General features: G+C 44.6%; 18 protein-coding genes. 14 read left to right on the top strand and 4 right to left on the bottom strand.

All coding sequences use genetic code 11. The features are described from left to right. Positions 1-2 precede the first annotated feature (2 nt). Together rfbD and rfbA are read left to right on the top strand one after the other, a co-directional pair. The gene (rfbD, locus tag C5745_RS13470; RefSeq protein ID WP_105717533.1) at positions 3-908 is read left to right on the top strand and encodes a dTDP-4-dehydrorhamnose reductase; all 906 of its coding nucleotides are present in this window, start codon (positions 3-5) and stop codon (positions 906-908) included. 27 nt (positions 909-935) lie between these two features. Beyond that, positions 936-1796, top strand: coding sequence for a glucose-1-phosphate thymidylyltransferase RfbA (rfbA, locus tag C5745_RS13465; RefSeq protein ID WP_105717532.1), 861 nt, complete (start codon positions 936-938; stop codon positions 1794-1796). A gap of 60 nt (positions 1797-1856) precedes the next feature. Here rfbA and C5745_RS13460 read toward each other — a convergent pair whose 3' ends face one another. From C5745_RS13460 to C5745_RS13450, 3 genes are all read right to left on the bottom strand, one after another. After that, positions 1857-3536 carry a RagB/SusD family nutrient uptake outer membrane protein gene (locus C5745_RS13460; protein ID WP_105717531.1) on the bottom strand — a complete coding sequence of 560 codons (1680 nt, stop codon included), beginning with the start codon at positions 3534-3536 and terminating at the stop codon, positions 1857-1859. Positions 3537-3545: 9 nt separating this feature from the next. Continuing rightward, positions 3546-6893: a TonB-dependent receptor gene (locus C5745_RS13455; RefSeq protein ID WP_105717530.1), complete on the bottom strand. Its 3348-nt coding sequence runs from the start codon at positions 6891-6893 to the stop codon at positions 3546-3548. A 66-nt stretch (positions 6894-6959) separates the two neighbouring features. Next, the gene (locus C5745_RS13450; protein WP_105717529.1) at positions 6960-8183 is read right to left on the bottom strand and encodes a FecR family protein; all 1224 of its coding nucleotides are present in this window, start codon (positions 8181-8183) and stop codon (positions 6960-6962) included. A 129-nt stretch (positions 8184-8312) separates the two neighbouring features. On the opposite strand from C5745_RS13450, the gene C5745_RS13445 reads away from it, so the two are divergent. Continuing rightward, a complete protein-coding gene (locus tag C5745_RS13445) occupies positions 8313-8762 on the top strand; it encodes a hypothetical protein (RefSeq protein ID WP_105717528.1) in 450 nt (149 codons plus the stop codon). Here the strand turns inward: C5745_RS13445 and C5745_RS13440 are convergent. Beyond that, on the bottom strand, positions 8755-9330 hold the full coding sequence (locus tag C5745_RS13440) for an RNA polymerase sigma factor (RefSeq protein ID WP_105717527.1): 576 nt from the start codon (positions 9328-9330) through the stop codon (positions 8755-8757). The two genes, C5745_RS13445 and C5745_RS13440, sit on opposite strands and share 8 nt — an antisense overlap. Before the next feature lie 147 nt (positions 9331-9477). On the opposite strand from C5745_RS13440, the gene C5745_RS13435 reads away from it, so the two are divergent. The 11 genes from C5745_RS13435 to C5745_RS13390 all read left to right on the top strand — a co-directional run bounded on the left by C5745_RS13435 (position 9478) and on the right by C5745_RS13390 (position 24266). Then, a complete protein-coding gene (locus tag C5745_RS13435; protein ID WP_105717526.1) occupies positions 9478-11367 on the top strand; it encodes an acyltransferase family protein in 1890 nt (629 codons plus the stop codon). A gap of 53 nt (positions 11368-11420) precedes the next feature. Next, complete coding sequence (locus C5745_RS20260; RefSeq protein WP_165793095.1) at positions 11421-11597, top strand: hypothetical protein; 177 nt, start codon at positions 11421-11423, stop codon at positions 11595-11597. 568 nt (positions 11598-12165) lie between these two features. After that, a complete protein-coding gene (locus C5745_RS13430) occupies positions 12166-13581 on the top strand; it encodes an exopolysaccharide biosynthesis polyprenyl glycosylphosphotransferase (protein WP_105717525.1) in 1416 nt (471 codons plus the stop codon). A 53-nt stretch (positions 13582-13634) separates the two neighbouring features. Further along, on the top strand, positions 13635-14372 hold the full coding sequence (locus C5745_RS13425) for a hypothetical protein (RefSeq protein ID WP_133166354.1): 738 nt from the start codon (positions 13635-13637) through the stop codon (positions 14370-14372). A 24-nt stretch (positions 14373-14396) separates the two neighbouring features. Continuing rightward, positions 14397-16016: a hypothetical protein gene (locus C5745_RS13420; protein ID WP_105717523.1), complete on the top strand. Its 1620-nt coding sequence runs from the start codon at positions 14397-14399 to the stop codon at positions 16014-16016. A gap of 136 nt (positions 16017-16152) precedes the next feature. Next, a complete protein-coding gene (locus C5745_RS13415; RefSeq protein ID WP_133166353.1) occupies positions 16153-16899 on the top strand; it encodes a tyrosine-protein phosphatase in 747 nt (248 codons plus the stop codon). A gap of 54 nt (positions 16900-16953) precedes the next feature. Next, positions 16954-17763 (top strand): polysaccharide biosynthesis/export family protein, encoded by an 810-nt coding sequence (locus C5745_RS13410; RefSeq protein WP_105717521.1) that lies wholly within the window; start codon positions 16954-16956, stop codon positions 17761-17763. Positions 17764-17805: 42 nt separating this feature from the next. Then, positions 17806-20172: a GumC family protein gene (locus C5745_RS13405; RefSeq protein ID WP_105717520.1), complete on the top strand. Its 2367-nt coding sequence runs from the start codon at positions 17806-17808 to the stop codon at positions 20170-20172. 93 nt (positions 20173-20265) lie between these two features. Continuing rightward, positions 20266-21735: a lipopolysaccharide biosynthesis protein gene (locus C5745_RS13400; protein ID WP_133166352.1), complete on the top strand. Its 1470-nt coding sequence runs from the start codon at positions 20266-20268 to the stop codon at positions 21733-21735. 1 nt (position 21736) lies between these two features. After that, positions 21737-23143, top strand: a complete 1407-nt coding sequence (locus C5745_RS13395; RefSeq protein ID WP_105717518.1) for a Coenzyme F420 hydrogenase/dehydrogenase, beta subunit C-terminal domain — start codon at positions 21737-21739, stop codon at positions 23141-23143. A gap of 1 nt (position 23144) precedes the next feature. After that, positions 23145-24266, top strand: a complete 1122-nt coding sequence (locus C5745_RS13390) for a polysaccharide pyruvyl transferase family protein (RefSeq protein WP_105717517.1) — start codon at positions 23145-23147, stop codon at positions 24264-24266. The last annotated feature ends 1 nt before the right edge of the window (position 24267 follow it).

Genomic DNA, 24267 nt, shown 5'->3' with positions numbered 1-24267 from the left:
CAATGCAAGACAATCAACAATCTACGGATACGGCGTCACGAACCCCAGGCCGTGCCCCACGAATCCTCATAACAGGATCTAATGGACAGGTAGGCTCCGAGCTAAAAGCACTGTTCGGAAAAGAAGAAGCTTTCGAGACATTCTTTTTGGATAGAAAGCAACTTCCACTAGAACAAACGCTTATTATCCAAGATATACTAGGGATGTATGAACCCGATATCATTATCCACGCAGCAGCATACACAGCCGTGGATAAAGCGGAAAGTGAACCGGAACTCGCAGATGCCGTTAATCATTTGGCTACAGAGGAAATAGCACAATATTGCCGCCTGCATGGAGCAAAACTGCTTGCAATTTCCACCGATTACGTTTTTGACGGCCATTCCAGCGAACCCCTAAAAGAAGACGCGCCCACCGCACCGCTGAATTGCTACGGGCTGACGAAGTGGAAAGGTGAGCAAGCTATACAAAAATGGGCTCCCGAGAGCATTATTATACGTACTTCCTGGGTCTATTCAGCGTATGGCAATAACTTTGTCAAAACCATGGTTCGCCTGCTGCATGAACGAGAAGAATTGTCCGTCGTTCACGATCAGATCGGTTCTCCAACCCACGCAAGAGACCTCGCGCAAGCGATTATTGCTATCATAAAAACCGATAAATGGCACCCCGGTATTTATCATTATTCCAACGAGGGCCAGCTTTCATGGTATGATTTTGCAGTCAAGATCCAGGAGTTGATTGGCACCACATGCCGAGTAACCCCCATTCCTACATCCCAATACCCCACGCCAGCCAAGCGTCCAGCCTATTCTCTATTGGATAAAAGTAAGATAAAACGTACTTTTAACGTTCGAGTTCCGTTTTGGTTAGATAGCCTAACGGAGATGATTGCGTTAGAACACTAAAAGTTTCTACCGGTAAAAAGCGAAAAAATGAAAGGTATTATATTAGCCGGAGGTTCCGGCACGCGTTTACACCCATTAACACTGGCCGTATCCAAGCAGCTTATGCCGGTGTACGACAAGCCGATGATATACTACCCACTATCTACCCTGATGTTGGCCGGTATCCACGAGATTCTCATCATATCGACTCCCCAAGACTTACCAAATTTTCAAAAACTACTGGGAGATGGTTCTCAAATCGGCTGTCAGATTTCTTATAAAGAACAACCCAGTCCAGACGGACTTGCACAAGCGTTTCTCTTAGGCGAAGAATTTATCGGTAGCGATAAAGTAGCGCTCATTTTGGGCGACAACATCTTCTATGGATCGGGAATGTCCAAATTGCTGCAAGGTTGTGCCGATCCGGACGGCGGGGTGGTATTCGCCTATCCCGTGCACGACCCCGAACGGTACGGTGTCGTCGCGTTTGACGCGGAGAAAAACGTGGTATCCATAGAGGAGAAGCCAGCCGTACCCAAATCAAACTATGCCGTGCCGGGGCTCTATTTTTATGATAACGACGTGATTGGAATCGCTAAAAACATAAAGCCCTCCGCGCGCGGAGAATTGGAAATCACCGACATCAACAAAGAATATCTCCTTCGGGGCAAACTTAAAGTAGGCGTGTTCGACCGCGGAACCGCTTGGCTGGATACCGGAACCATCACATCACTGATGCAAGCCGGTCAGTTTATCCAGGTTATTGAGGAGCGGCAGGGGATGAAGATCGGCGCTATCGAAGAAGTCGCTTACCGGATGGGCTATATTGACAAAGAGCAACTGCTACAACTCGCCGAACCTCTGATAAAGTCCGGATACGGAGAATATTTAAAGCGTATCGCAAAGTAAAATAACCAAAAAGCGGTACCTAAAAAGATACCGCTTTTGTATTGACGGGAAAATAGTATACTACTCCCAACCCGGATTTTGTCCCAGTGCCGGATTTCGCTCCCTTTGTACCTGTGGAACGGGCCACAGATAATTCTTCGGAGATTCAAATCTCCTGTTCCATTGCACGACCAAATAGCCCTCCGCGTTTTTTCGGTAAGCATCTGAGCTTAATGCCGGAAACCACGAAGCTTTTACACCTTCGATATCTCGGCCAAGACGTTCCCCTTCTTTCCACCTTCTCACGTCAAAATAGCGATGGCCTTCGAGCGCTAATTCGACACGACGTTCTCTGCGGATCTCTTCACGGACATCCATGCCGTGCTGCGCCAAGAAAGCGAGGTCCATTCTGCTCATGCCCACCCGGTCACGAAGCAAGTTGATGGAGATATCGAGATCAGCTTGCGTCAGCTTACCCTGTTCGAAACGCGCCTCTGCATAGGTAAGCAACGCCTCTGCGTAGCGGATATGATGGATATCATTGTCATCTCGGTTGTAATTAGGGACGGCGCTTGGTTCCACGTATTTTTTATAATAGTAACCTGTTGTCGTTACCGAACCACGGCCATCTTGGCTGAATTTAGGTACCATGAAGATGGTCGGGTCAGGATTGTCCGCTACGGGTCTACCGTCATAACGTCCCCCCCAGCTATCGCCCGGTACGAGGATGGTTTGCGTCATGCGCGGATCTCTGTTTTTGAACACATCCGCATAGGTATCGTCTTTATAAAGGGGCGATTTATCAATCGGCAACCCGTCGCTACATAAATACGATTCTACAAGCGAACGTGTAGGCACAAAGCGGGCAAATTGATCCGGCACCTGGATTTCCCGGCTTAAGTTATGCATGATGATATCCATCTTGTGCATACGTGCAAAGATCGTTTCTTTATTACGTCCTTCTGCGAGTTTACCATTTCGTGTAAACAGATCATAGTACGACGTTTCCGGATCACCGGTGCTGTACAGCGAATAAATACCCATGTCCATCACCGCCTTTGCCGCCTGTTCGGCCACCTCAAAGCGTCCATATGTCAAGGCGATTCTCGCCTTTAAGGCCAACGCCGTAGCCTTATTTACCCTACCCAGATTATCACCCGTCGGAATCTCCTCCGAAAGATGCTCCGCAGCCAGATCAAGTTCATTCAACAAGAAGTCTACCACTTGTTCTTGGGGATCTCTCTCTCCATACACTTCAGGATCATCCGGATCAAGCGTACTGGTGATAATGGGCACATCACCAAAAAATGAGGTCATAAAGCTATAATTCAGTACACGGATTACGCGCACTTCCGCAGCAAGTCTTTCCGTTGCACCTGGATCTGTTTCTTCTGCCCCCTCATAGTTTTCTAAAAAAGCATTACATTCCCGTACATCCCGGAACATATTCCGCCATTCGTCGTTCACGGTAGGTTGCGTTACGGGGAACACGCCCGATCCAATATCTTTGTACTGATTCGTTTGTGGCCACATGGTATTTTCCCCCATATTTTCCATATCCACGAAGTTTTTGGCCTTCACGCGTGAGTAGATGGCCGTTGCAGCCATTTCCAGTTGCTCCTGCGTTTTCCAGAACGTCTCATCGACAATCTCGTCCTGCGGATACCGATCCAAAAAATCACTACAGCTGCTCATAGTTCCTAAACCCAGCAGCAATACCGCTAATTTAAAGTTGTGTATATATTTTTTGCGAAGAATCATAGCTAACGATTATTTAAGATTTAAGTTAAGACCAACCGTAAACGTTTTCACCTGCGGATAGTATCCACCCGTATTACCCACCGGCACTTCCGGGTCATACCCATAGAAGAAATCCGTTTTGGTAAAAAGGTTTTCTCCCGATACATACAGCCTTAATTTGCTTACGCGCATTTTCTCCATCCATGGAGCCGGGAACGTATACCCCAGTTGCACATTTTTCAACCTCAAGTACGAGGCGTCCTCGATCCATTTGGACGACATGCGCGTGTTATGTGTCCGTAAGTATACAAAACGCGGATACGAGGCATCGGTGTTATCCGGCGTCCAGCGATCCAAATGCACTTCTTGCGGCATCGCACTGTTGTTAATGAAGGGATGTCTGGCAGAACCCGCGAGATAACCGTCTGCTTTTCCAACACCCTGCAAGAAGAAACTGAAATCGAATCCTTTATATGCTAGGTCGCCTCGGAAGCCGTACGTATATCGAGGGATATCGCTGCCCAGAATATGCCTGTCATTTTGTACCGTGATTGCCGTCGCATCCGGATCCGTCGGTTTGTAGATCAAGTCGCCCGGGCCAACCAAGTCCCCACTTTGAAACGGAAACTTAGGCACATACTGCCCGTCGACTACATCGAAATCCGACACCTGGGCAATGCGGTCGGCGATGAAGCCATAAAAAGCATCCAATGGATGACCCACCAAACGTACCCGGTCGCCCAGCACTTCGCTACGGTCATCCAAATGCGTCACTTTGTTTCGCACGTCCGACAGGTTGAAGTTTGCACCATACCGCACCTCGCCAATACGGTCTTGCCAACCCAGGACCACTTCCCAGCCCCGATTTTCTACCGATCCCGCATTATACGACATATAATTTGTTCCCACGCCGATAACATCCGGAAGTAGCCGTGGAAGCAATATGTTATTCGTGTTATTGACGAAATAATCCCCAGTTACACTCAATCTGTTCGAAAAGAAAGCTAAATCCAGACCAATATTAGTCTTTTCGGATGACTCCCAAGACAATAGGGGGTTGGGAATATAGTTTTGCCGGAAGCCCACGCGTTGCTGATCGCCGATAGGATTGTTGGACGTAACGCCAACCGGCGCTAAGGTTGCCAGATACGGAAAGTCGCGAACCGAGTTGTTGTTCGGATCCATAACCCTGTCATTCCCTTGGGTACCATAAGAGAACCGTACCTTACCCAAATTCCAGAATCCCTTTAAATCCTCAAAGAAACCTTCTTCACTGAATACCCAGCCAGCCGAAAAGGAACCGAACCAGTTCCAGCGTACGTCTGGATGAAATCTCGACGAACCATCGTAGCGGAAGTTACCTTCCAACAAGTATTTGCTATTGTAGTCATAATTCACACGACCAAAGAAAGACATGAGTGCGTTTTGTTTACTAGCACTCCCGTTCAATTGATTTTCCGTACCCACTACCAACGAGGGCAAATCCTGTGTAGCAAGACTTTGGCGGGATGCCCAGAAATCATTCCCTACCGTCTCCTCCAATGAATACCCCAATAACCCCGTTATGTTATGATTCTCTTGAATCGTCTTGTTGTAATGGGCTGTTGCGATAAACGTCTGGTAGGTTTGGGCATAATGATCCATCCGCATACTATTCGGGTAGTTCGTGCGGTAGATCAATTCATTATCGTCTGGACTGAAATAATTGATAGTTTTAAGTAATGTATTCCGTTTGGAATTGTACTTTACCAAGCCATACTGTCCCTTTAGATCCAGACCCTCAAAAAGGTTGACCGTTGCCGCGATGTTGGCGGTGATTTCTTGCGATGTGAAGCTATTTGTCCCACCATCTTGTGCCCAAGCCACCGGATTGCTCTGTCCGCCATGATAACCCCAACTACCATTGGTAAAACGTACAGGAACTAATGGGCGGATCGATATCGCGGCCGAAAGCGGACTCGTTCCCGAAGCCGAACCATCATACCCGCGATCTACATATCCCAAGTTACCATCTAATTTAATGCGGTCAAAAACCTCCGTGTTTAACCGTAAACGCGCGTTGTGTCTTCCCGCTTTAAAATTGTCGCCAACGACGAGTCCACCTTCACCCAAATAACCATACGAAGCATAGTAACTCGTTTTGTCATGGCCTCCCTGTAGGCTTAGGTTATAATTTTGTTGCGGAGCACTCTTGCGGTATACTTCATCAATCCAATCGGTATTTGCAAAATAGTTTGGATCCGATCCATTACGTGCAATTTCAATCTGCTCCTCCGTATAGGTCGGATTTTGCCCAGCGTTAATATTTGCTTCGTTCTGCAGCATCATGTAGTCGGGCGAACCCAAGAACTTCGGTAGCGCCGTGGGCGTCTGCCAACCAAAGTAACTGCTCATGCTCAACGTTGGGCTGCCGGACGTACCTTTTTTGGTCGTCACCAAAATAACCCCATTTGCGCCCCGTACCCCATAAATAGAAGAGGAGGCAGCGTCTTTCAGTACCGAGATACTTTCGATATCGTCGGGATTCAGGATATTCATATTGCCACCGGGCACGCCGTCGATAACAATCAGCGGTTCGGCGTCACCCCAAGTACCCACGCCACGAATACGAATCTTAGGCGCTTGCGCACCAGGGGCGGTATTCTCTCCTCTCACTGTCAGCCCCGGTATCTGCCCTTGTAATCCGCGTCCCACATTGGTAATCGGCCTGCTTTCCAAATCTTCGCCCGAAATCGAGCCTACAGCGCCCGTCAAATTTATTTTCTTCTGCGTACCATAACCTACCACGACTACTTCATCCAAATCACCGGCAGTGGCATTAAGTGTAATGGATAGTTGTGTTTGCCCATCGTATACCAGTTCGCCCGGTGAATGGCCGATATAAGACACTACCAAAACGTCCCCCTTCTCTACGCCCGTTAATTGGAATGCCCCATTTACGTCCGTTTGTGTCTGCAAGCTTTTTCCCCGAACCACCACGGTAGCACCAATCAAGGCCTCTCCCAGGTCGTTGACTACAGTACCCGCTACCTGTTGCTGTATGATAGGAGCAGCTACAGCGGAAACTTTCTTTAGTACAATATTTTTACCAACGATATTGTATACAATATTCGTCCCCTGCAATATCTCGTTCAATGCTTTAGTAAGCGGTACATTTTTCAGTTGAACCCGGTCTATTGATATCCCCTTTATTTCGGCCTCGCGATATACAAAATAATAATCGACTTGGTTTTCCAGATTTTTGAGCACATTACCTAGCGGGGTATGGTTTGTCTTTAAGGTAATATTTTGTTGGCCGTAACTACTCGCCGTAGCGGTAGAAAGCGTAAAAAGCAATAGCATAGCTACTAGTTTCATCACTTTTTTAAAATACATCATTTTTTAGATCTAGCGTTTTTCGTTTTTAACTTGTCTTTCATAATGCGGTTATTTCTCAATTGGCAATTACATTTTAATTGTTTTTTCATAGGCATGTTCGTTTTGTATCATGATCAATTTATTATCTTTTAACTTCGATTCTATTCCTAAATAGTGTAGCATTTTCATGACTTCGGAAAGCTTGACGTCTCTGGTTATCTTTCCCGTAATCCGTTGGACGGCCAAACCGTCGCCCAACTGCACCTGAATATTATACCAGCGGCCTAACTGTCGGCCCACATCGGCGAGTGTCGTGTTCTCGAACAAAAACAAACCATTTTTCCAGGCGATGATATCCGCGATATGCCCGTGTTGAGATACCGAGATCCGCTGAGAGGCTGATGCAACACCTACTTGATTAGGTTTAAGGACAACCCGATCCGAGCTCGTTTTTATTGCCAAGCTTCCTTCAACCAGTGCCGTTTGCATAGATTTATCTTCTGGGTAGGCGCGTACATTGAACTTAGTGCCCAATACTTCGATTTCGCCCGACGTACTTTTTACCGTAAACCGTTTACCGTCCAATTTTGCTACCTCGAAGTATACCTCTCCCGTTACCGTTACCTCGCGATCTTTCACGCCCAAGTTAGATAGGAATGTAATACGTGAATCGGCGTTGAGCCACACCTTCGTACCATCGGGTAGTTTCATACTAATCTGTCCGCCTTTGGGTGTCTGTACGAAGTGCTGTGTTCCGGGGCCTTCAACCTGTGCTGGCTCATAAGAAAGCAAACCGTCGGTGTTTACCAACTTTATGTCACCCATCCGGATACTATCTCCAGCTTTGATATCGTGCAGGGATAACGTCTCTCCTCCTTCTAATGTAAGAATGGCCTCTTCTTGCGCAGGATCCACATCTTGTTCGATTTTCTGTGAGACGATGGATACAGCCTCTTGGGGAAACGACGTCTCTCGGTTCAAATGGATCCAGGCAAACGTCAACAGGGCCCCCACGGCACAGGCCGCTAGCGCATAGGCTGTCATGACCTTCCACTTCGTTTTTCGACGCGTCACCGGAACCTGCGTTATGATATCCCGAAGCACAGCATCGGCCTCTTCGTTGGAAAATAAAGGATCGGTATTATCTGGTGATAGCGGTGTATTGTTCCAAATAAGGTCAAAAGCCGCCTTGATGTCGTCTTCGTCGCTCTCTTCCAATAGGGTGTGGAGTAGCGATAACTCCGCTGTTGAGATATCATCATCTAAATATTTCTGTAGAAAATACGAGATACGATGTATGTTGTTGTCCATGTCGGCGCTAGCTTTACCTATAAAGATGCCGGTCTATGTATAAAAGGGGGTATTCGATCTAACTTTTTGCAGAAATAAAAACATTTAGCCAGCATAGCAGTTCTTTTACTATAGCATAAATACAGCAATATGGAAGATACAAATAAGAAAGACAATGCACCCAGTGTACCATTGGACGATACAGATAAGCAGGAGACCCAAGAGCCAACGGGAGAGGATTTAGAATTTAACGAAGCAGAAGACAGCTTTGAGTTAGATCCCGAAACCGGCGATAATGCGTATGATCACCCATTGCCCTACGATACCGCGGCTCCGCAAGGTGAGGATAATAACTCTACCTACGATGAGGAAAACCCGTACACACAAAACGAATATCAAGATAAGAAGGAACCACTTGAGGGCGAAATCGACAATTTCGATGATGTCTTAGTAGACGATTCCGTACAACTAGATGAAATGGATGAAGACCTGTCCGTCCAACCGGCACAACAAGACCCCGATGTAGAGGACGACGGCTATCCAGATAAGGAGGAGAATACCGGGCTGAATCCAGAAGGCCCAGAAGACAGTCTTAGCTAATAAAAAACGAGAGAAGTAAAGAAATAACGGCGTCTTTATGTTTTTTGATGTACGATTGGATAGATTGGTTGGCTAGCTGTAAATACTTCTTAACAGTTTCTTTGGAAATATTTAGTTCGTCGGCGATCTCCGCGTATTTTTTCCGGCTGTGCCGGCTCAGCAAGTAGACCTTTTGTTGTTGCGGAGGCAAGTCGTCTATGGCACGATCTAATAGTTCATATACTGGGTCCGTATGCTCGTCCGGCGTGGAATGCATGTACGTCTGCTCTTCTTTCCAAACTTCTACTTTCCCCTGTTCCCGGATACGCGCACGGATAGAAGCTAGGCAGCTATTTTTGGTTGCTATATAAAGATAAGCATCCAAGTCGACGATGGTTAGAAATACGCTGTGCTTCTTCCAAAGGCTCAAGAACACATCCTGCACAATTTCCCTTGTCTGTTCCCGGTCCTTCAATATACGAAAAGCATGTTTCGCAACGGTATCTTGATACTGATAATAGAACCTAGCGAAAGCTCTTTCATCGCCCCTCGCTATTTGCCGTCGTAAATCATCTTCGCTTATTTTCATGTTCTCCTACCGATTGCAAGCCACAAAGTTAAGAAATACAACATAGTCTTACCTCCTTCGGTCTATTAACTTTATATGAACAAATAAAACAACAATAGTTTTTATATTTGCAGTGAAGAAATAAACTTATCCATAACAACCCGCGAAATGCCTGCCAGAAAAATAGATTTCCGATACGATATAGCGTTTCTGCGCGCGATTGCTATCGTATCTGTTGTCCTATTTCATTTGGGGTTACCTTATTTTAATGATGGCTATATGGGAGTCGATATATTCTTTGTGTTATCGGGCTATCTCATGACCAAGATGATTTTAGGACGGATGGATCAAGGTACCTTCCGTTTGGTCGACTTCTATCAACGCCGGTTAACGCGTATATTACCCGCACTACTGGTGCTAATTATCTTCTTTTATATCCTCCTATATTTTGTATTAGGCATAAAACTATATGACTTTAGTCGATTTGCGCTGTCCAGTAGCCTCTTCGTTTCCAATATCTATTATTACCTGTCTTCCGGCTATTTTCAGCCCGCGTCTCAGCTAAATTTCCTGCTCCATACCTGGTCACTATCCATCGAATGGCAATTTTACGTTCTATATCCATTAGTGTTGATGGGGCTTAGACGGCTGACGGGTAATCGGTCCCAGTACGATCGTTATTTTCTTTACGTACTAGGCGCAATGTCGGCATGTTGCATGCTATACTACGCCCCGAGAAACCAGTCGTTTACCTTTTATATGTTCCATACCCGGGCATGGGAGTTATTGGTAGGAGGGATTGTGTTCTTGCACGAAAAATCTTTTCGGCAGTTGCTTAGCTCGCGTATACGGAATACGATAGCGATAGCATGTACAGTAATCTTACTGCTATCGGTCAGCGGTCTCTTGGAGATGCGGTCGTCCGGTTGGCCCTCCGTATTCACCCTGATCCCTGTCATTGCAACAGGATTACTTATTTCCGTACGAAGCGACTTTAAACTATACCGGCTTTCCGCGGTAAGATTTGTTGCCGCCAGTTCCTATTCTTGGTATTTGTGGCATTGGCCACTGATCGTGTTGGGGACTTATTTTTCATTCTCACGGCAATGGTATTACCTTTTAGCCGTTTTCGTACTTTCCTTCGTGTTAGGCGCCCTATCTTACCGCTTTGTGGAAATACGGAGCTTTTTGCGCGCACCTAAATGGTTATTGGCTACAGCACTCGTCGTTATCACGACCACCTTCCTCGGGACACAATTTCCCCTTCACAAACTGTTCGCAAATCCACAGGAGGCCAACCTTATTGCCTTTCATCATCAATACCCGAGAGAGCGCGCCGCTGCGCAATACGGATTTGGGGGTGCCCATTTGCTATCGCGCGCTCGGTTTGAAGATTTCGATACAACACGGCTATTTCAGTTTTCCGAAACCCAGCCAAACTATCTCCTGTTAGGCGATTGCCATGCAGGCATGTTCGCCCATACCTTACAGCAGCTGGCAAACGAAAACAACGTCAACCTGTTACAGGCAACGGGCGACGATGTATTTCCTGCCCCCCATGTAAAACCCATTTTTGCCGGCCCCACGTCTCTGATGCATTATATCTATGGGCAGTATTTGCCGCAGCATTCCAACCGGATTGATAAAGTCATTCTATCCGCCAACTACGCTGGCTACAAAAAAAGCGAGGTAAACGACTATCTCGATTCCATAGAAGCGTATTTTGCCGAAAAGAATATTCCCGTGATCTATATCGGACAAACGGAAAGCTATACAGTAGAGTATCCCGCTATAGAAACACTGCATCTCAAATTTGGGATCGATCCGCAAAACTATCTACAAGCCTACCGGACCAGTGCCAATAATTATCTCAAGACATCGAAAATCGCCGATAAATATATAGACGTGTACCGCTCTCCGTTGCTAAAAAGTACAGATGGCGCCGAAAGCTATATGTACGATGCCGACCATTTCTCCACCTTTGGTACAGAACAATACAGATCGATTTTTAGCGAAAGAATATTCCCAAGCCAACCCCAGCACGATACCGAGGGCTAATAGCGCGCAAAACTTTTTAATATGCTGTTTGTTCTTATTGTAAAACAACTATTATGAAAAGATTTACACAGATATTATTATTCTCATCGGGTATATTCCTGTTTAGTAGCTGTAATGTTATCGAAGGAATTTTCAAAGCCGGCGTGTGGAGTGGCATTCTCCTCGTTGTGGCCATTATTGCCGTCATTATTTGGATCATTTCGAAAGTAACGGGCGGCAGAAAACGTTAAATCATAAGGAAAGTGCTGGGGGCGCAGTGTGCCCCCTCTTTGTACATGGGTTTATCCTAAATATCTACCCTCGGACGCTTAGGGGCGCAAAGAAACGTGTAATTGTCTCGGTTTATAGTAGCCTATAACACTGATTATAAAATACATCTGTGATAATTTAATACAAAATTAATCCGAAACCTATTCTTACTTTGTAAAAAATAATTACATTTGTGGACTACAATCTACAATCTATGTTCTTGAGGGGTGGCTTTGCCGCTCAAAACAAACAGTTTTTGATTATTAATCGAATAAATTGTGAAAACTGTTTGTGCTTAGGATGAAAAACAAAGGTATTAACTTAAACAAATTAAAAAAGAAGAAATTTAATCGGTAATTAACCAGTCGCGGTACGACCTATTCGTTTGTCGTAGTCAAATTTTTTGGAAGTGGTGTTAAATCGCCACAGTGAACTTTAGTGCCTTGTCCTATCGTTATAGGATAATAATGGATCTGGTATGTATCGATATAGTCTTTTTAGTTTAATAATTCTTTTAAATATTTTATATAAACACATAATTGAAAGATAATGTACAGATATGTTCAAAATCGCGTTTTAGCTTACCTAAAAATACTACTCGTTTTGACAGACACCATCTGTTTGAATGTATGTTTTGTCGTGGCGTTTTCATTGTTGACGGTCAATGGTATCGTGAGTCCGCAGGAGGTGCAATCCACGAATTATTATTCCCTCTGGACATTGTTTAATCTGGTCGCCATCGTTTCGGCGCTATATCTGCGGCTATATGCGGACGTTACAGTCGAAAGGCTGGAGAATGTATTCCGGCAGACATTGCGCACGGTCTTATTGCTGTTAGCAGTCTTCACCGGATGTGCCTTAATTGGGCACCGGTTTATAGGCTTCTTCTACTTTTTGACTGGTGTCACAATCATGGTATTGCTATATGCGGCCTTGTCGAGATTTGCCCTTACCTATGTCTATACTGTGCTATCCAAGCGTTTTCGATGGAGCAAAACCGTGGCGCTAATTGGGCATCATCACTATTTAGCGTCGGTAGAGGAAAGCTTCGGACAAAATCACGCTTTTTACCATGTCAATACCATTAAATACTATGATGAAGTGGAACAGCGGAGCAAAGCCGAGAAAGTTGCGCAGTTTCGCCGGTATTTTGAAGAGGTCTCTAAACTTGGCATTCACGATGTATTTCTTATTAATTCCCCGGATATCTCCGACTGTAGCCAAGAGCTTATTATGGCGGCGGACTATCAATGTGTGCAGTTAAACTTTGTGACTACGGGTGCGAGTATGCCTTATCGCGGAACTGGCAGTAATTCGCTGCAGATGGAACTTCCCGTGTTGCGATCGCACGAGGAGTCCTTGTCCACCATGGAAAACCGAATAAAGAAACGCATCGTCGATATCTTCATCTCGAGTGTTGTTATTATCTTTATATTAAGCTGGTTAGTGCCTATTGTCGGTCTACTTATCAAAATTCAAAGCCCTGGTCCGATATTTTTTAAGCAGCCCCGGTCAGGAAGGAATAATCAAACATTTGGCTGTTATAAATTTCGGAGTATGGTGGTAAACCGCGATTCGGACAAAGCGCAAGCTACAAAAGAAGATAAACGCATTACGCCCATCGGTAAGTTTCTGCGTAAGACCAATTTAGATGAATTTCCGCAATTTATCAACGTATTCTTAGGGCAAATGAGCGTGGTCGGACCGCGGCCTCATATGTTATCGCACACAGAACATTATAGCAAACTGATCCAGCATTATATGGTACGACACTTCGTAAAACCTGGTATTACGGGGTGGGCACAAGTAAACGGCTATCGCGGCGAGACAAAAGATCCCGGACTGATGGCCAAGCGCGTAGAGTACGATCTGGAATATATGAGTAACTGGTCGGCCATGCTCGATTTTAAGATCGTATGCATGACCGCGCTGAACATGATACGTGGTGAAAAGAATGCATATTAACAACGGCGATTTTATAAGCAAAATAAGTAATAAAAATAGAACAAATAAAAATTATGAAGAACAGGTTTTTCAAACATGTTATGATGCTCGTCAGCTTCTTAACGTTAGGTGTGTATGCACAGGCCCGAGCTATCGAGCAACGCGACAGCATCCCTGAGTCCGCTTATTCCAACGGCTACCCCTACCCGTTTGCGTTAGGTGTCCACTTGGGAACCACGGGTGTGGGTTTGCACCTTTATCAGCCGCTCGGACCAAAGTTCGGATTGCGGGTCGGCGCCAGTTATATGCCTTTCAATACGCATATTGCAGGCACCTACAATAATTATGCTACCCGTAGCGGCGTAAAAGCGAAATCGGGCAATGTATCGCTTGCTTTCGGTTGGACGCCTTTTGTGCAACGGGGTGGATTTTTTCGAAGCTTCAATCTTCAATTGGGCGGGGCGTACTTCTATCAGCTCGATGGCGAGCTGTCGACGCGCTTGCGTGACCCTTATAGGTTTGGCGAAATTGACGTACATCCCGATCGTGTAGGTACGATCACGACCCAAGTTGAATGGAAAAAAACAGTCAGTCCCTACGCCGGTATCGGCTGGAGCAACATTGTGATCGATAGCCGCTTCTCCATGCACATCGACCTGGGCTGCTACTACCTTTCTAAGCCTAGTGTATCCATGGAGGCAACAGGGCTACTGGAAGAGAATGTCAACAATGCCGCAATTATCGAACGTAATATGGAGAACTATCGCTATCTGCCGCGTGTAGAAGTCGGTTTCAGTTATCGGTTTTGGTAGGGTAATAAGTAAAACGTAATCAAGATGAAAAGATTTAAGAAAATAGCAATATATACGTGGATGGCGGCGCTTTTAGGTGTCTCTTCCTGCGAAAGCCCATTAAAAGATTTTAACCTACAGATCAGTACGGAAGTTATCGAACACTACGTTACGTTACGGGTTGTGGATTCCGACGGGAACAATGTCAACGGTGTCTCCGTGGCGCTTGTATCGGGTGATACGCATGATATCTACAACATGAACGGACACAAAGATTTCAAGCTAACCGATAACCTCATCACGTTAGGTGTTGATCCGAAACGTACACCAACTGCGAATGACCCGATTCGATTTCGCGTGCAGTTTACAGCAAGTGGCTACAATACCCAAATTGTACCGGTAGCGATTACCGATGCATCAGCAGGTATACAGACAGTTGTCCTTACCCAGCCTAGCGAGATACCCGATGGAGTAGAGCAAGTAATCGAGAATGTAGAACTAGGTGCCAACGGTTCCACAACCACCGAAGCAATCGTGGAACTACCTTCTGCAAGTGGAGCGGGCGATATGACTTTGACGATTCCAAGCGGCACACAATTTAGAGACGAAAGCGGCACGGTCATTACCGGCACCAATGTCCAAATTGTGGTCACCAGTATCGATGCCGACAACGAAGAGGCGGTGGTGCTGTTGCCCGGAGGCGACTTACGCAGTGATCAGGTTGTTTTGGAGGACGGCAGTACAGCTGCCGGAACATTCAGCCCAGCAGCTGTCGCCGACATTAAAATGTTTGTCAACGGCACGCAGGTAAGGCAGTTTAGCCAACCTTTGGTAGTGAGTATGCCGGTCCCTGCAAACTATGTCAGCCCTATTACGGGGCAGGCTTTAGCTGCTGGAGCGACATTCCAAATATTCAGTAACAGCGGAGATGGTGCTTGGCGCTTTGAGCAGAGCAGTACCGTTACCGGTTCAGCATCCACGGGTTACCGCGTAAGCTTTCCCATAACCCACTTAACATTCTACATGGCGGCTGAATTTGGAGTGGCCTGTACATCCGCGCGGGTAGTCAATTTCTCGGGCGATTGGATGACCAACGGCACAACCGCACCGATTCAGGTAGAAGCGCTATGGGGCGGAAAAGTGATCTTCAGCGGAGACTACTCAATAAATAATACGAACAACAGCATCAGCCTTATGGGCGTTCCGGCTACTGGCGCCATGATCGTCGTACGCAACCAAGCAGGCAGTATTTTGGAACAAGGCGCGTTGGCAGCCTGTGGTCAGGTTACCGCTATGCAGTTGCCAAACCCTGGCGATGCGACCGGTACAACCTCGACATTACAATTGTATGTACGTTGTCCAGACAAAACAAACGTCATTACACTATTGCCTACTTTCCAAATGTTCTACCGCGAGTCCGGAACGGCAGAATTCAAATACCTGGGTGCTGTAGACAATGGCTTCTTGCGCACGAGCTTACTAAAAACCGACGGTACGGAATACGACTTCAAGGCGATTTGGGGTCAACGCGTGAAAATCGTGAATAACCATGCCGTGCGTGAAGATAATACTTCTACGGTGGGTATACAACCAGGCGACATCATCGGTGCGAAAGCCGGCGCAACCAACTTGGCAATACTAACGGAAGAATGTAATAAATTATAAAAATATATAAAGATGTTGAAGAGCTCAAGTGTAGACTTGTGATTGTAGGGAAATACTCCGGCCGGGCGAGCTGGCCGGGTATTTCTATTTTTCACAAATAAAACGAAAGCATCCCATACATCGCAGACAGACAATCATGTGGACTATCTTTAATCGAAAGCGTCAATATCCCGACTTGCAATGGATGCATCTTGATATGCACTCGCATATCCTGCCCGGCATTGATGATGGTTGCGAAAACGTGGAGGAGAGCGTCGAACTGTTGCAACGTCTAGAGGCGCTCGGTTTAAAGAAGTTCTATTTTACACCGCATATCTTTCAGGATATGTACCCCAATAATGCGGAAACAATTGGCAACACATTTCATGGCCTGCCCCAAGAAGAGGTGGGACAGTTAGCTGTAGGATACGCAGCCGAATACATGGTGGATACGGCCTTCGATCAGCAATTTGCAAACAATCCGCGTAATTTACTGACTCTACCCGGTGAACATGTACTAATCGAGATTTCCTATATCGAGGAGAGTAAACTGGTTGAGAAAGTCGTGTTCGACCTGCAGATGGAAGGATACATTCCCATTTTAGCGCATCCAGAGCGGTATATATATTATCACCGCGATCCCAAAAAAATTGAACGCTTTCAGGATATCGGTTGTATGTTGCAACTCAACCTGCTATCGCTGATGGGGTATTATGGACGCAACGAACGCCGTGTGGCAAAATATCTGTTGGAACAGGGTATGATTGATCTTGTCGGTACCGACGTTCATCATGAACGGCATGTGCGCGCTTTGGAGATCGGCGTCCAACGAGAAGATATCCGCGCTTACTTTAAGAATTGCGAGATAATGAATGAAGAGCTCTTCAGTGGAGTTGCCACTTAAAAAAATGAATACCATAACAACACAACTACAATCTACAATCAACAAGTTTAAACAATGAAAAAATTCACCCTGCAGCACGTAGTCTTCCGATGGGAATTCCTTGTGCTACTGCTGACACTGCTCATAAGCAGCTGTTCGGTCAAAAAGATTGTCTATTTTAACGATCTTCCAGCCGATACTACCCGCATCCTCAAACAAGCGGCCGCATTTACCGAGCCGATCATCCAAACAGATGATATATTAAGTATTACGATTCAGACCTTGGATCCGACAACGGCTGCAGTGGCTAATCAAGCTATTGCAGTACAAGCTATCGGAGCCAGTTCGGCGGGCGGAAATGTGGGAAATCAGGTGATTTCGGGTTTTCTAGTAGATAAGGACGGCTATGTGCACATGGCTTTAATTGGTAAAATAGAAGTGAAAGGTTTGACGACCTACGAAGCTCGGGAACGCATAACGGCTCTTGCAAGCCATTATTACAAAGATCCGACAGTACAAGTACGTTTTGCCAATTTTAAAATCACCGTGCTGGGTGAAGTCACGCGGCCGGCAACATATACCGTGCCCAACGAAAAGGTAACAGTGTTTGACGCGCTGGGTTTAGCCGGGGATATGACGATTTATGGTAAGCGGGAGAATATACTTCTCGTGCGGGATCAGGGGAAAGAGAAAGAATTGGTACGGTTGAATTTAAATGATAGCGATGTATTTCAATCCCCTTATTTCTACTTGCGACAAAATGACGTCATTTATGTGGAGCCGGGCAAAGCTAAAGCAGCGGCTAATAATGCAGCACGGACGCAGGCGTTTGCCATTGTTGGGTCAATTCTCTCGGTATTAATTGTTGCAATTTCTCGCTTATAAAATGTCATGCACTTAAAAAATTACGAATAACTGTAAGGAAAAATGAGCAAAAGAAATATAGATTGGAACGACGAGCTTGACTTCGAAGAAAAGAAATCTGATAACAAAGAATTGCTACGTTTTGTGGGTCGCATCATCTCCAACTGGTATTGGTTTGTTTTGTGTGGTGCCATCGGTTTAACGCTCGCTTTTATTTATTTGCGCTATACCGTTCCATCATACAAAATCTACGCAAAGTTATTGGTCTCCGATGATAAGAAAGGTGGAGGGATGTTGGGTTCATCCGCTTTGGGCGATTTGTCCAGCCTTATGGGGACGAAAAATTCCGTAGATAATGAGGTGGAGGTGCTGAAAACAGCCGACCTCATGCGGGAGATGATTCTAGAGGAAAAAGCGTATATCGGCTATTTCAATAAGGGGCGGGTACACAACGTGCCTGTTTTGTCGGCACCTTTTGAGGTAGAACTGCTTAGCAACCCAGATTCCATTGTAGCTGTTTATGCATTCGAGGCGCAGAAAAGGAAGGACGGTAAGATCGAACTATCCAACGCCGATACGCTTTTTAATGTTGACTTTGGCAAAACCTTCGCTTTGTCGGGGGTTGGTCTGCTGCGTATTGTCGATTTGCGGACGCCGCCTTCAACAGATAGCTACGGTTTTCGAATAGCACCCTTACGCTCCATGGCAGCGGCTTACAGCACACAGCTTTCTGTCGCAGTAACCAACAAGAATGTTTCGACCATTGATTTGACCTTCGAACATCAGCTACCGAAGCGGGGCGAGCAACTATTGGAAACGCTCATCGATAAGTATGTCGAGCTGAACCTCCACGATAAAAACGTCATTGCGGACTCAACCTTAGCGTTTATTAATGCGAGGCTAAGCACCATTACCGGCGAACTGGCCGGAGTAGAAGACCGTATTTCGGGATATAAGAGACAAAATCAATTAGCTGATATCTCGCAACAGGGTAGGGTCCTAATCGAGAGTTCTGCTGATTATACACAGAAGTTGGCAGAGGTTGAAACACAGCTTGCTGCAGTTGATGCGGTAGCTAGTTATTTAAAAGATACGCAACATCCCCGTGTTGTACCTTCAGCGGTTATTCCGCAAGATATAGGCTTTAATGCACTCATCCAACAGTATAACGAATTGGTACTACAGCGGGAACGCTTATTGCTAGCCAATACGCAAGATAATCCACTTGTGCAAAACATTACTTCCCAAATCGCCGGTGTACGGCAGGACATGATCGCGAACGTCGCTTCGACGAGAAGGCAATTGGAGCTGGCTAGGCAGAGCCAACAGGAGTTAGCTAATAGTGTATCTTCTCAAATCAACCAGGTACCGACGATCGAGCGCGGCTACATCGATCTGGCCCGCTTGCAACAAATTAAGCAGGCACAATATATCTTTTTGCAAGAAAAATGGGAAGAGACAGCTATTGGCCGTACGGCAAACGTGTCAAACTCCAAGGTTATTGATACGCCAAAGGCCGCTAGAGAACCTTTCTCTCCGAAGCGGAATATGACCTATGCTTTGGGTTTGGTATTGGGTTTGGTTTTTCCTTTAGGAATCCTTTATCTCAAGGATTTACTAAATGTGCGTGTCCAATCTGTAGAAGATCTTGATAGCCGTAACAGTTTGCCAATCCTGGGAATGATTGCCCATTCCGACGAAAAGGATCAGGTGGTGGTTTCCAAAACCTCCCGTTCTCCGATTGCCGAGCAATTTCGGGCGATGCGGACAAACTTAGAATTCGCGCTGAATGGCGGCAAAAGAATACTCTTTACCTCGTCTATGTCGGGCGAAGGTAAATCGTATGTGGCATTGAACCTAGCTGTTTCCCTCGCATTGTTGGATAAAAAGGTGCTGTTGATGGAGCTGGATTTGCGGAAGCCCTCCGTGACGGCGAAGCTTGGGTTACCAGCGGGGAAGGGTTTCTCTCATTATATTGTGCGTTCGGAGATGCAGGTAGAAGAGATTTTGATGCCGTCGGGAGTACACGAGCTTGTAGATTTAGTGCAGGCGGGAGCTATTCCTCCCAATCCAGCAGAGTTGTTGATTCATCCTCGTGCTGCCGAACTGATGGAAGTTTTGGCGCAACGTTATGACTATATCCTGATGGATGCCCCCCCGGTCGGGATGGTGACCGATGCACAACTCTTGTCGCGTTATGCCGATTGTTGTCTATATCTCGTCCGGCAAAGCTATACATACAAAGAGCAGATTCGTCTTCCCAATGATTTGGTCGCAACAGATAAAATTAAGCCAATTCAGTTGATTATCAACGATATAAAAGCAAGAGGGGGGTATTATAGTAATTATGGCTATGGTTATGGATACGGTTACGGGGAATATGGTAAAACCACCCATAAGAAATGGTGGCACATAGGCAATAAGAAATAGGTCTGTTTATTTACAAAATAAGGGTTGACATTGACTACAAACAATAAAAGAATCGCAAAGAACACGCTGTTTTTATATTTCAGAATGCTGTTGATGATGGCAGTATCTCTGTACACGGTAAGGATAGTGCTGGATACCCTTGGTGTTATTGATTATGGTCTCTATAATGTTGTGGGCGGCGTTGTTATAATGTTTTCTTTTCTGAGTGGCACTATGTCTTCTGCATCGCAACGCTTTTTTTCTCTTGAATTAGGACGAAAGAATTTCGTGGCTTTAAGGAGGGTATTTAGCATGACTATGATTATTTATGGAATTCTTTCATTGTTTATTCTAATACTTGCAGAGACCGTAGGTCTCTGGTTTTTGAACAACAAAATGGTCATACCACCAAACAGATTAGAAGCGGCCCACTGGGTCTATCAATGTTCGATTTTGACATTTATGGTTTCTATGTTCACTATCCCTTATAATGCCATGATTGTTGCACGTGAGAGGATGGGAATATATGCGTATGTCAGCATTCTGGAAGCAATACTAAAGTTGTTCATTGTTTATGCGCTTCTGTTATCTTCCTTCGATAAACTGAAGTTGTACGCAGTATTACTGTTGGTCGTTACGGCAGTGATAACGTTAATATACAGGATATATTCATTGCGCAATTTTAAAGAATGTCGTTTTTCTTTTTATTGGAATAATGCACTCTTTAAAGAAATTACTGCGTATTCCGGCTGGAACTTATTTGGTTCCTTTGCAGCAATTCTTCGAACACAGGGTGTTAATATCCTTTTGAACCTTTTTTTTGCTGCTACGATCAATGCGGCTTGGGGAATCGCAGCACAAGTAAATTCTGCAATAACACAGTTTGTGAGTAATTTCACAAAAGCTGTTAACCCTCAAATCACCAAATACTATGCATCAGGAGAAGTGGATAAAATGTCAAAATTAGTGTTCCAAAGCTCGAAATTTTCCTACTTGTTGCTTTTAATATTATCGATGCCTCTGTTGCTCGAAACAGAATTTATCTTATCTATTTGGTTGACGGAAGTGCCGCCATATGTTGTTGTATTTACACGTCTCGTCATTATAAATGCTTTAGTAGAGTCGTTTTCGCCTTCACTGATTACGGCGGCACTATCAACAGGACGCGTTCGAAGATATCAATTAATTATAGGTAGTACGGTCATGCTCACACTACCGATTTCCTATTTGTTTCTGAAACTCGGACACGCACCACAGGTTACTTTTTACGTTACTATCTTACTTTCTTTAGTGAATTTATTTGCAAGACTGAAGATGTTGAACGTCATGATCAATTTTCCTTCAGTAACATTTCTATACGAAGTAATAGGAATCTCAGCTATAGTCACTGCTTGTGCCTATTTAGTTCCTTGTATGATTATCATGTTTGATATCGACTCAGGATTGCTTAGGACGATTATCACTTGTGGTTCGGGGTTCTTAACAGCTCTCTTTTTTATATATACTGTGGGTTTGTCTAAAGAAGAAAGGCAATTCCTTAATAGCGTTCTATTAAATAAAATTAGCTTAATAAAGACAAAATAAGATGTACAAATCTAATGAAGCTCAACAATTATTGGATACAGTTATAAACGGCGGGTATTGTATCGGATGCGGAGCATGCGCGGTTGTTGATGGCTCGCCTTTTGAAATGAAACTGGATGAATATGGACTTTATAAGCCTGTTTTAAATCAAAATAAAGTCGTAGATCCTAATGTAAAGTTACTGAGTGTCTGTCCCTTTTCAGATAGGTCATTAGACGAAAATGAAATTGGCAATATAATATATCCAGATAATATTCATAATGCACACGTAGGGAATTATATAAAATGTTTTGCGGGGTATGTTAACGAAGGAGGATTTCGAGAAAAAGGTAGTTCAGGTGGTTTAGGTAAGTGGCTTGGTTACACCCTCTTAAAAGAAGGATTGATAGATTGTTTCATTCAATTAGCCCCTAATACAGAGAATACGAGTGAGAAAGCTCTATTTGAATACAAGGTGTATACTAAGTGTAGTGACGTTATCCAGGGGTCCAAGTCCAGCTATTACCCGTCAACGCTTGTAGAAGTTCTTTCATATGTCGAGCAGAATGAGGGCAGGTATGCGATAACAGGGGTGCCCTGTTTCATTAAAACACTGCGTTTGATGTCTCAGGACAGCGCAGTATTGAAAGAACGGATAACGTTTACTATTGGGATTGTGTGTGGAGGTATGAAAAGTGCCAACCAGGCTAAAATGATTGGATGGCAACTTGGTGTCCATCCTGATCATTTGAAGGCAATAGACTTTAGACGGAAACACAAAGATAGACCGGCCAATTTTAAGATTTATCAAGTTTGGTCAACCAGGGATGACGTTGATCGCTTTAAGGATGATCGAGAGATTATCGGGACAGATTACGGAGCTGGTTTTTTTAAACCGAAGGCTTGCGACTTCTGTGATGACGTGGTTGGAGAAACGGCAGATATCTCCATTGGTGATGCGTGGCTGCCAGACTATGTAAATGATCCAAAAGGAAACTGCATCACAGTAATACGGAATAAGGTTTTGTTAGATTTGGTGATACGACATACGAATATGATGAACCTAGCTTTAACTGAAGTTTCTGCGGAAGACGTAATTCAGTCTCAGCAAGGTGGCTTTCGGCATAGAAGGGAAGGCCTATCATATAGAATGCAAAAGAAAGTGAGAGAGAATAAATGGCTTCCCAAAAAGCGTGTGCAACCTGGCGAGTTTAAATTGGATGTACAGAGAAAAAAGATTTATGATTTTCGGGAAAAAATTTCTGAAAAAAGCCATATCCTCTTTTTGGAAGCTTTAAAAACCAACAATTTAGCTGTCTTTACAATGGAAATAGAAGTGTTGATGCAGAAGTATCGAAGACTGAATAGGGGAAGTATCACTCAACGAATTGAAAGAAAAGTTCTAAAAATTTTAAAATCCCTTTTTTAATATGAAGATTGGAATTATAACGTTTCATCGCGCTGTAAATTATGGGGCTGTACTTCAGGCTTTTGCATTAAAGAAGTATTTGGAAACGTGTGGACACACAGTTGAATTTGTTGATTATTGGCCAGCTTATAGAGCCGAAATGTATGACTTGTATCGCTCGCACGAATTTAAAGAGAATGTGAGTATGCTAAGAAAAGCGTATCGCCTGGCTAAACTTCTCCTTGTCCTCCCACAAAAACGTATTCGCTACGACAGGTTTAATAGATTTATAGATAGGGAATTAGGTGTAAAAGGCGGTCAAGGCTTGGCAGACGTAAGCCAGTTGGAGCAAGGTTATGATTGTTTGGTATACGGGAGTGATCAAATCTGGAGAAGACATAGGTTAAAAAGTTTTACCGGTTATGATAGCTTTTATTGGGGAGAGTTCTTTACCACGAGAGCAATAAAGAAAGTTGCCTATGCTGCAAGTATGGGAGTTCTCGATATCGATCGATCAGAAGAAGCGCAAATAGATGGCTGGCTTCAAAACTTTGATCATATTTCGATAAGAGAAAGAGCTCTCTTCAACAAATTGAAAGCAATAAACACAAGCAAAATGGACCTCGTATTAGACCCGGTTTTTTTATTAGGTTCAACAGCGTGGCTGGAGATAGCGTCTTCCGACCAAATCGTAACCGAAGATTTCATTCTTTTCTATCATTTGTTGTATTCACCGGAGGCAGTGGATCTCGTTAAGACATTAGCCCAAAAATATAAGCTGAAAGTTATAGAAATAAACGGAGGAGTTAAACCGCTTAAAAGCCCTAATCGATATTACCAAACGGCCGGGCCTCGTGAGTTTATTACATTAGTCTCAAAAGCTAAATACGTAGTTAGCACTTCGTTTCATGGTATCGTATTCTCATTAGTTTTTAAAAAGAGGTTTTTTGCACTTTCTATGGGGAACAACGCAGATCGTGTAAAAGATTTGTTAGCGATTCTTAAGTTGTCGGATAGATATTTATTGAATATACACGACCATGAGACGATAAACGATATAGATTATGGCGAGGTACAAAAGTTGCTAGATGCTGAGATTCAGAAATCGAAAGGTTTTTTAGAGACGGCATTAGAAAGGAATTAGT

It is taken from the genome of Sphingobacterium haloxyli (assembly GCF_002980525.1).
Taxonomy (GTDB): Bacteria; Bacteroidota; Bacteroidia; order Sphingobacteriales; family Sphingobacteriaceae; genus Sphingobacterium; species Sphingobacterium haloxyli.
The sequence above is the reverse complement of the archived record's forward strand: the minus strand, read 5'-3'. Positions and strand labels throughout refer to the sequence as shown.

What these genes read in the sequence shown, in the direction of transcription:
- rfbD (WP_105717533.1), top strand. Translation starts at nt 3, where the DNA reads ATGCAAGACAATCAACAATCTACGGATACGGCGTCACGAACCCCAGGC.
- rfbA (WP_105717532.1), top strand. Translation starts at nt 936, where the DNA reads ATGAAAGGTATTATATTAGCCGGAGGTTCCGGCACGCGTTTACACCCA.
- C5745_RS13460 (WP_105717531.1), bottom strand. Translation starts at nt 3,536, where the DNA reads ATGATTCTTCGCAAAAAATATATACACAACTTTAAATTAGCGGTATTG.
- C5745_RS13455 (WP_105717530.1), bottom strand. Translation starts at nt 6,893, where the DNA reads ATGATGTATTTTAAAAAAGTGATGAAACTAGTAGCTATGCTATTGCTT.
- C5745_RS13450 (WP_105717529.1), bottom strand. Translation starts at nt 8,183, where the DNA reads ATGGACAACAACATACATCGTATCTCGTATTTTCTACAGAAATATTTA.
- C5745_RS13445 (WP_105717528.1), top strand. Translation starts at nt 8,313, where the DNA reads ATGGAAGATACAAATAAGAAAGACAATGCACCCAGTGTACCATTGGAC.
- C5745_RS13440 (WP_105717527.1), bottom strand. Translation starts at nt 9,330, where the DNA reads ATGAAAATAAGCGAAGATGATTTACGACGGCAAATAGCGAGGGGCGAT.
- C5745_RS13435 (WP_105717526.1), top strand. Translation starts at nt 9,478, where the DNA reads ATGCCTGCCAGAAAAATAGATTTCCGATACGATATAGCGTTTCTGCGC.
- C5745_RS20260 (WP_165793095.1), top strand. Translation starts at nt 11,421, where the DNA reads ATGAAAAGATTTACACAGATATTATTATTCTCATCGGGTATATTCCTG.
- C5745_RS13430 (WP_105717525.1), top strand. Translation starts at nt 12,166, where the DNA reads ATGTACAGATATGTTCAAAATCGCGTTTTAGCTTACCTAAAAATACTA.
- C5745_RS13425 (WP_133166354.1), top strand. Translation starts at nt 13,635, where the DNA reads ATGAAGAACAGGTTTTTCAAACATGTTATGATGCTCGTCAGCTTCTTA.
- C5745_RS13420 (WP_105717523.1), top strand. Translation starts at nt 14,397, where the DNA reads ATGAAAAGATTTAAGAAAATAGCAATATATACGTGGATGGCGGCGCTT.
- C5745_RS13415 (WP_133166353.1), top strand. Translation starts at nt 16,153, where the DNA reads ATGTGGACTATCTTTAATCGAAAGCGTCAATATCCCGACTTGCAATGG.
- C5745_RS13410 (WP_105717521.1), top strand. Translation starts at nt 16,954, where the DNA reads ATGAAAAAATTCACCCTGCAGCACGTAGTCTTCCGATGGGAATTCCTT.
- C5745_RS13405 (WP_105717520.1), top strand. Translation starts at nt 17,806, where the DNA reads ATGAGCAAAAGAAATATAGATTGGAACGACGAGCTTGACTTCGAAGAA.
- C5745_RS13400 (WP_133166352.1), top strand. Translation starts at nt 20,266, where the DNA reads ATGATGGCAGTATCTCTGTACACGGTAAGGATAGTGCTGGATACCCTT.
- C5745_RS13395 (WP_105717518.1), top strand. Translation starts at nt 21,737, where the DNA reads ATGTACAAATCTAATGAAGCTCAACAATTATTGGATACAGTTATAAAC.
- C5745_RS13390 (WP_105717517.1), top strand. Translation starts at nt 23,145, where the DNA reads ATGAAGATTGGAATTATAACGTTTCATCGCGCTGTAAATTATGGGGCT.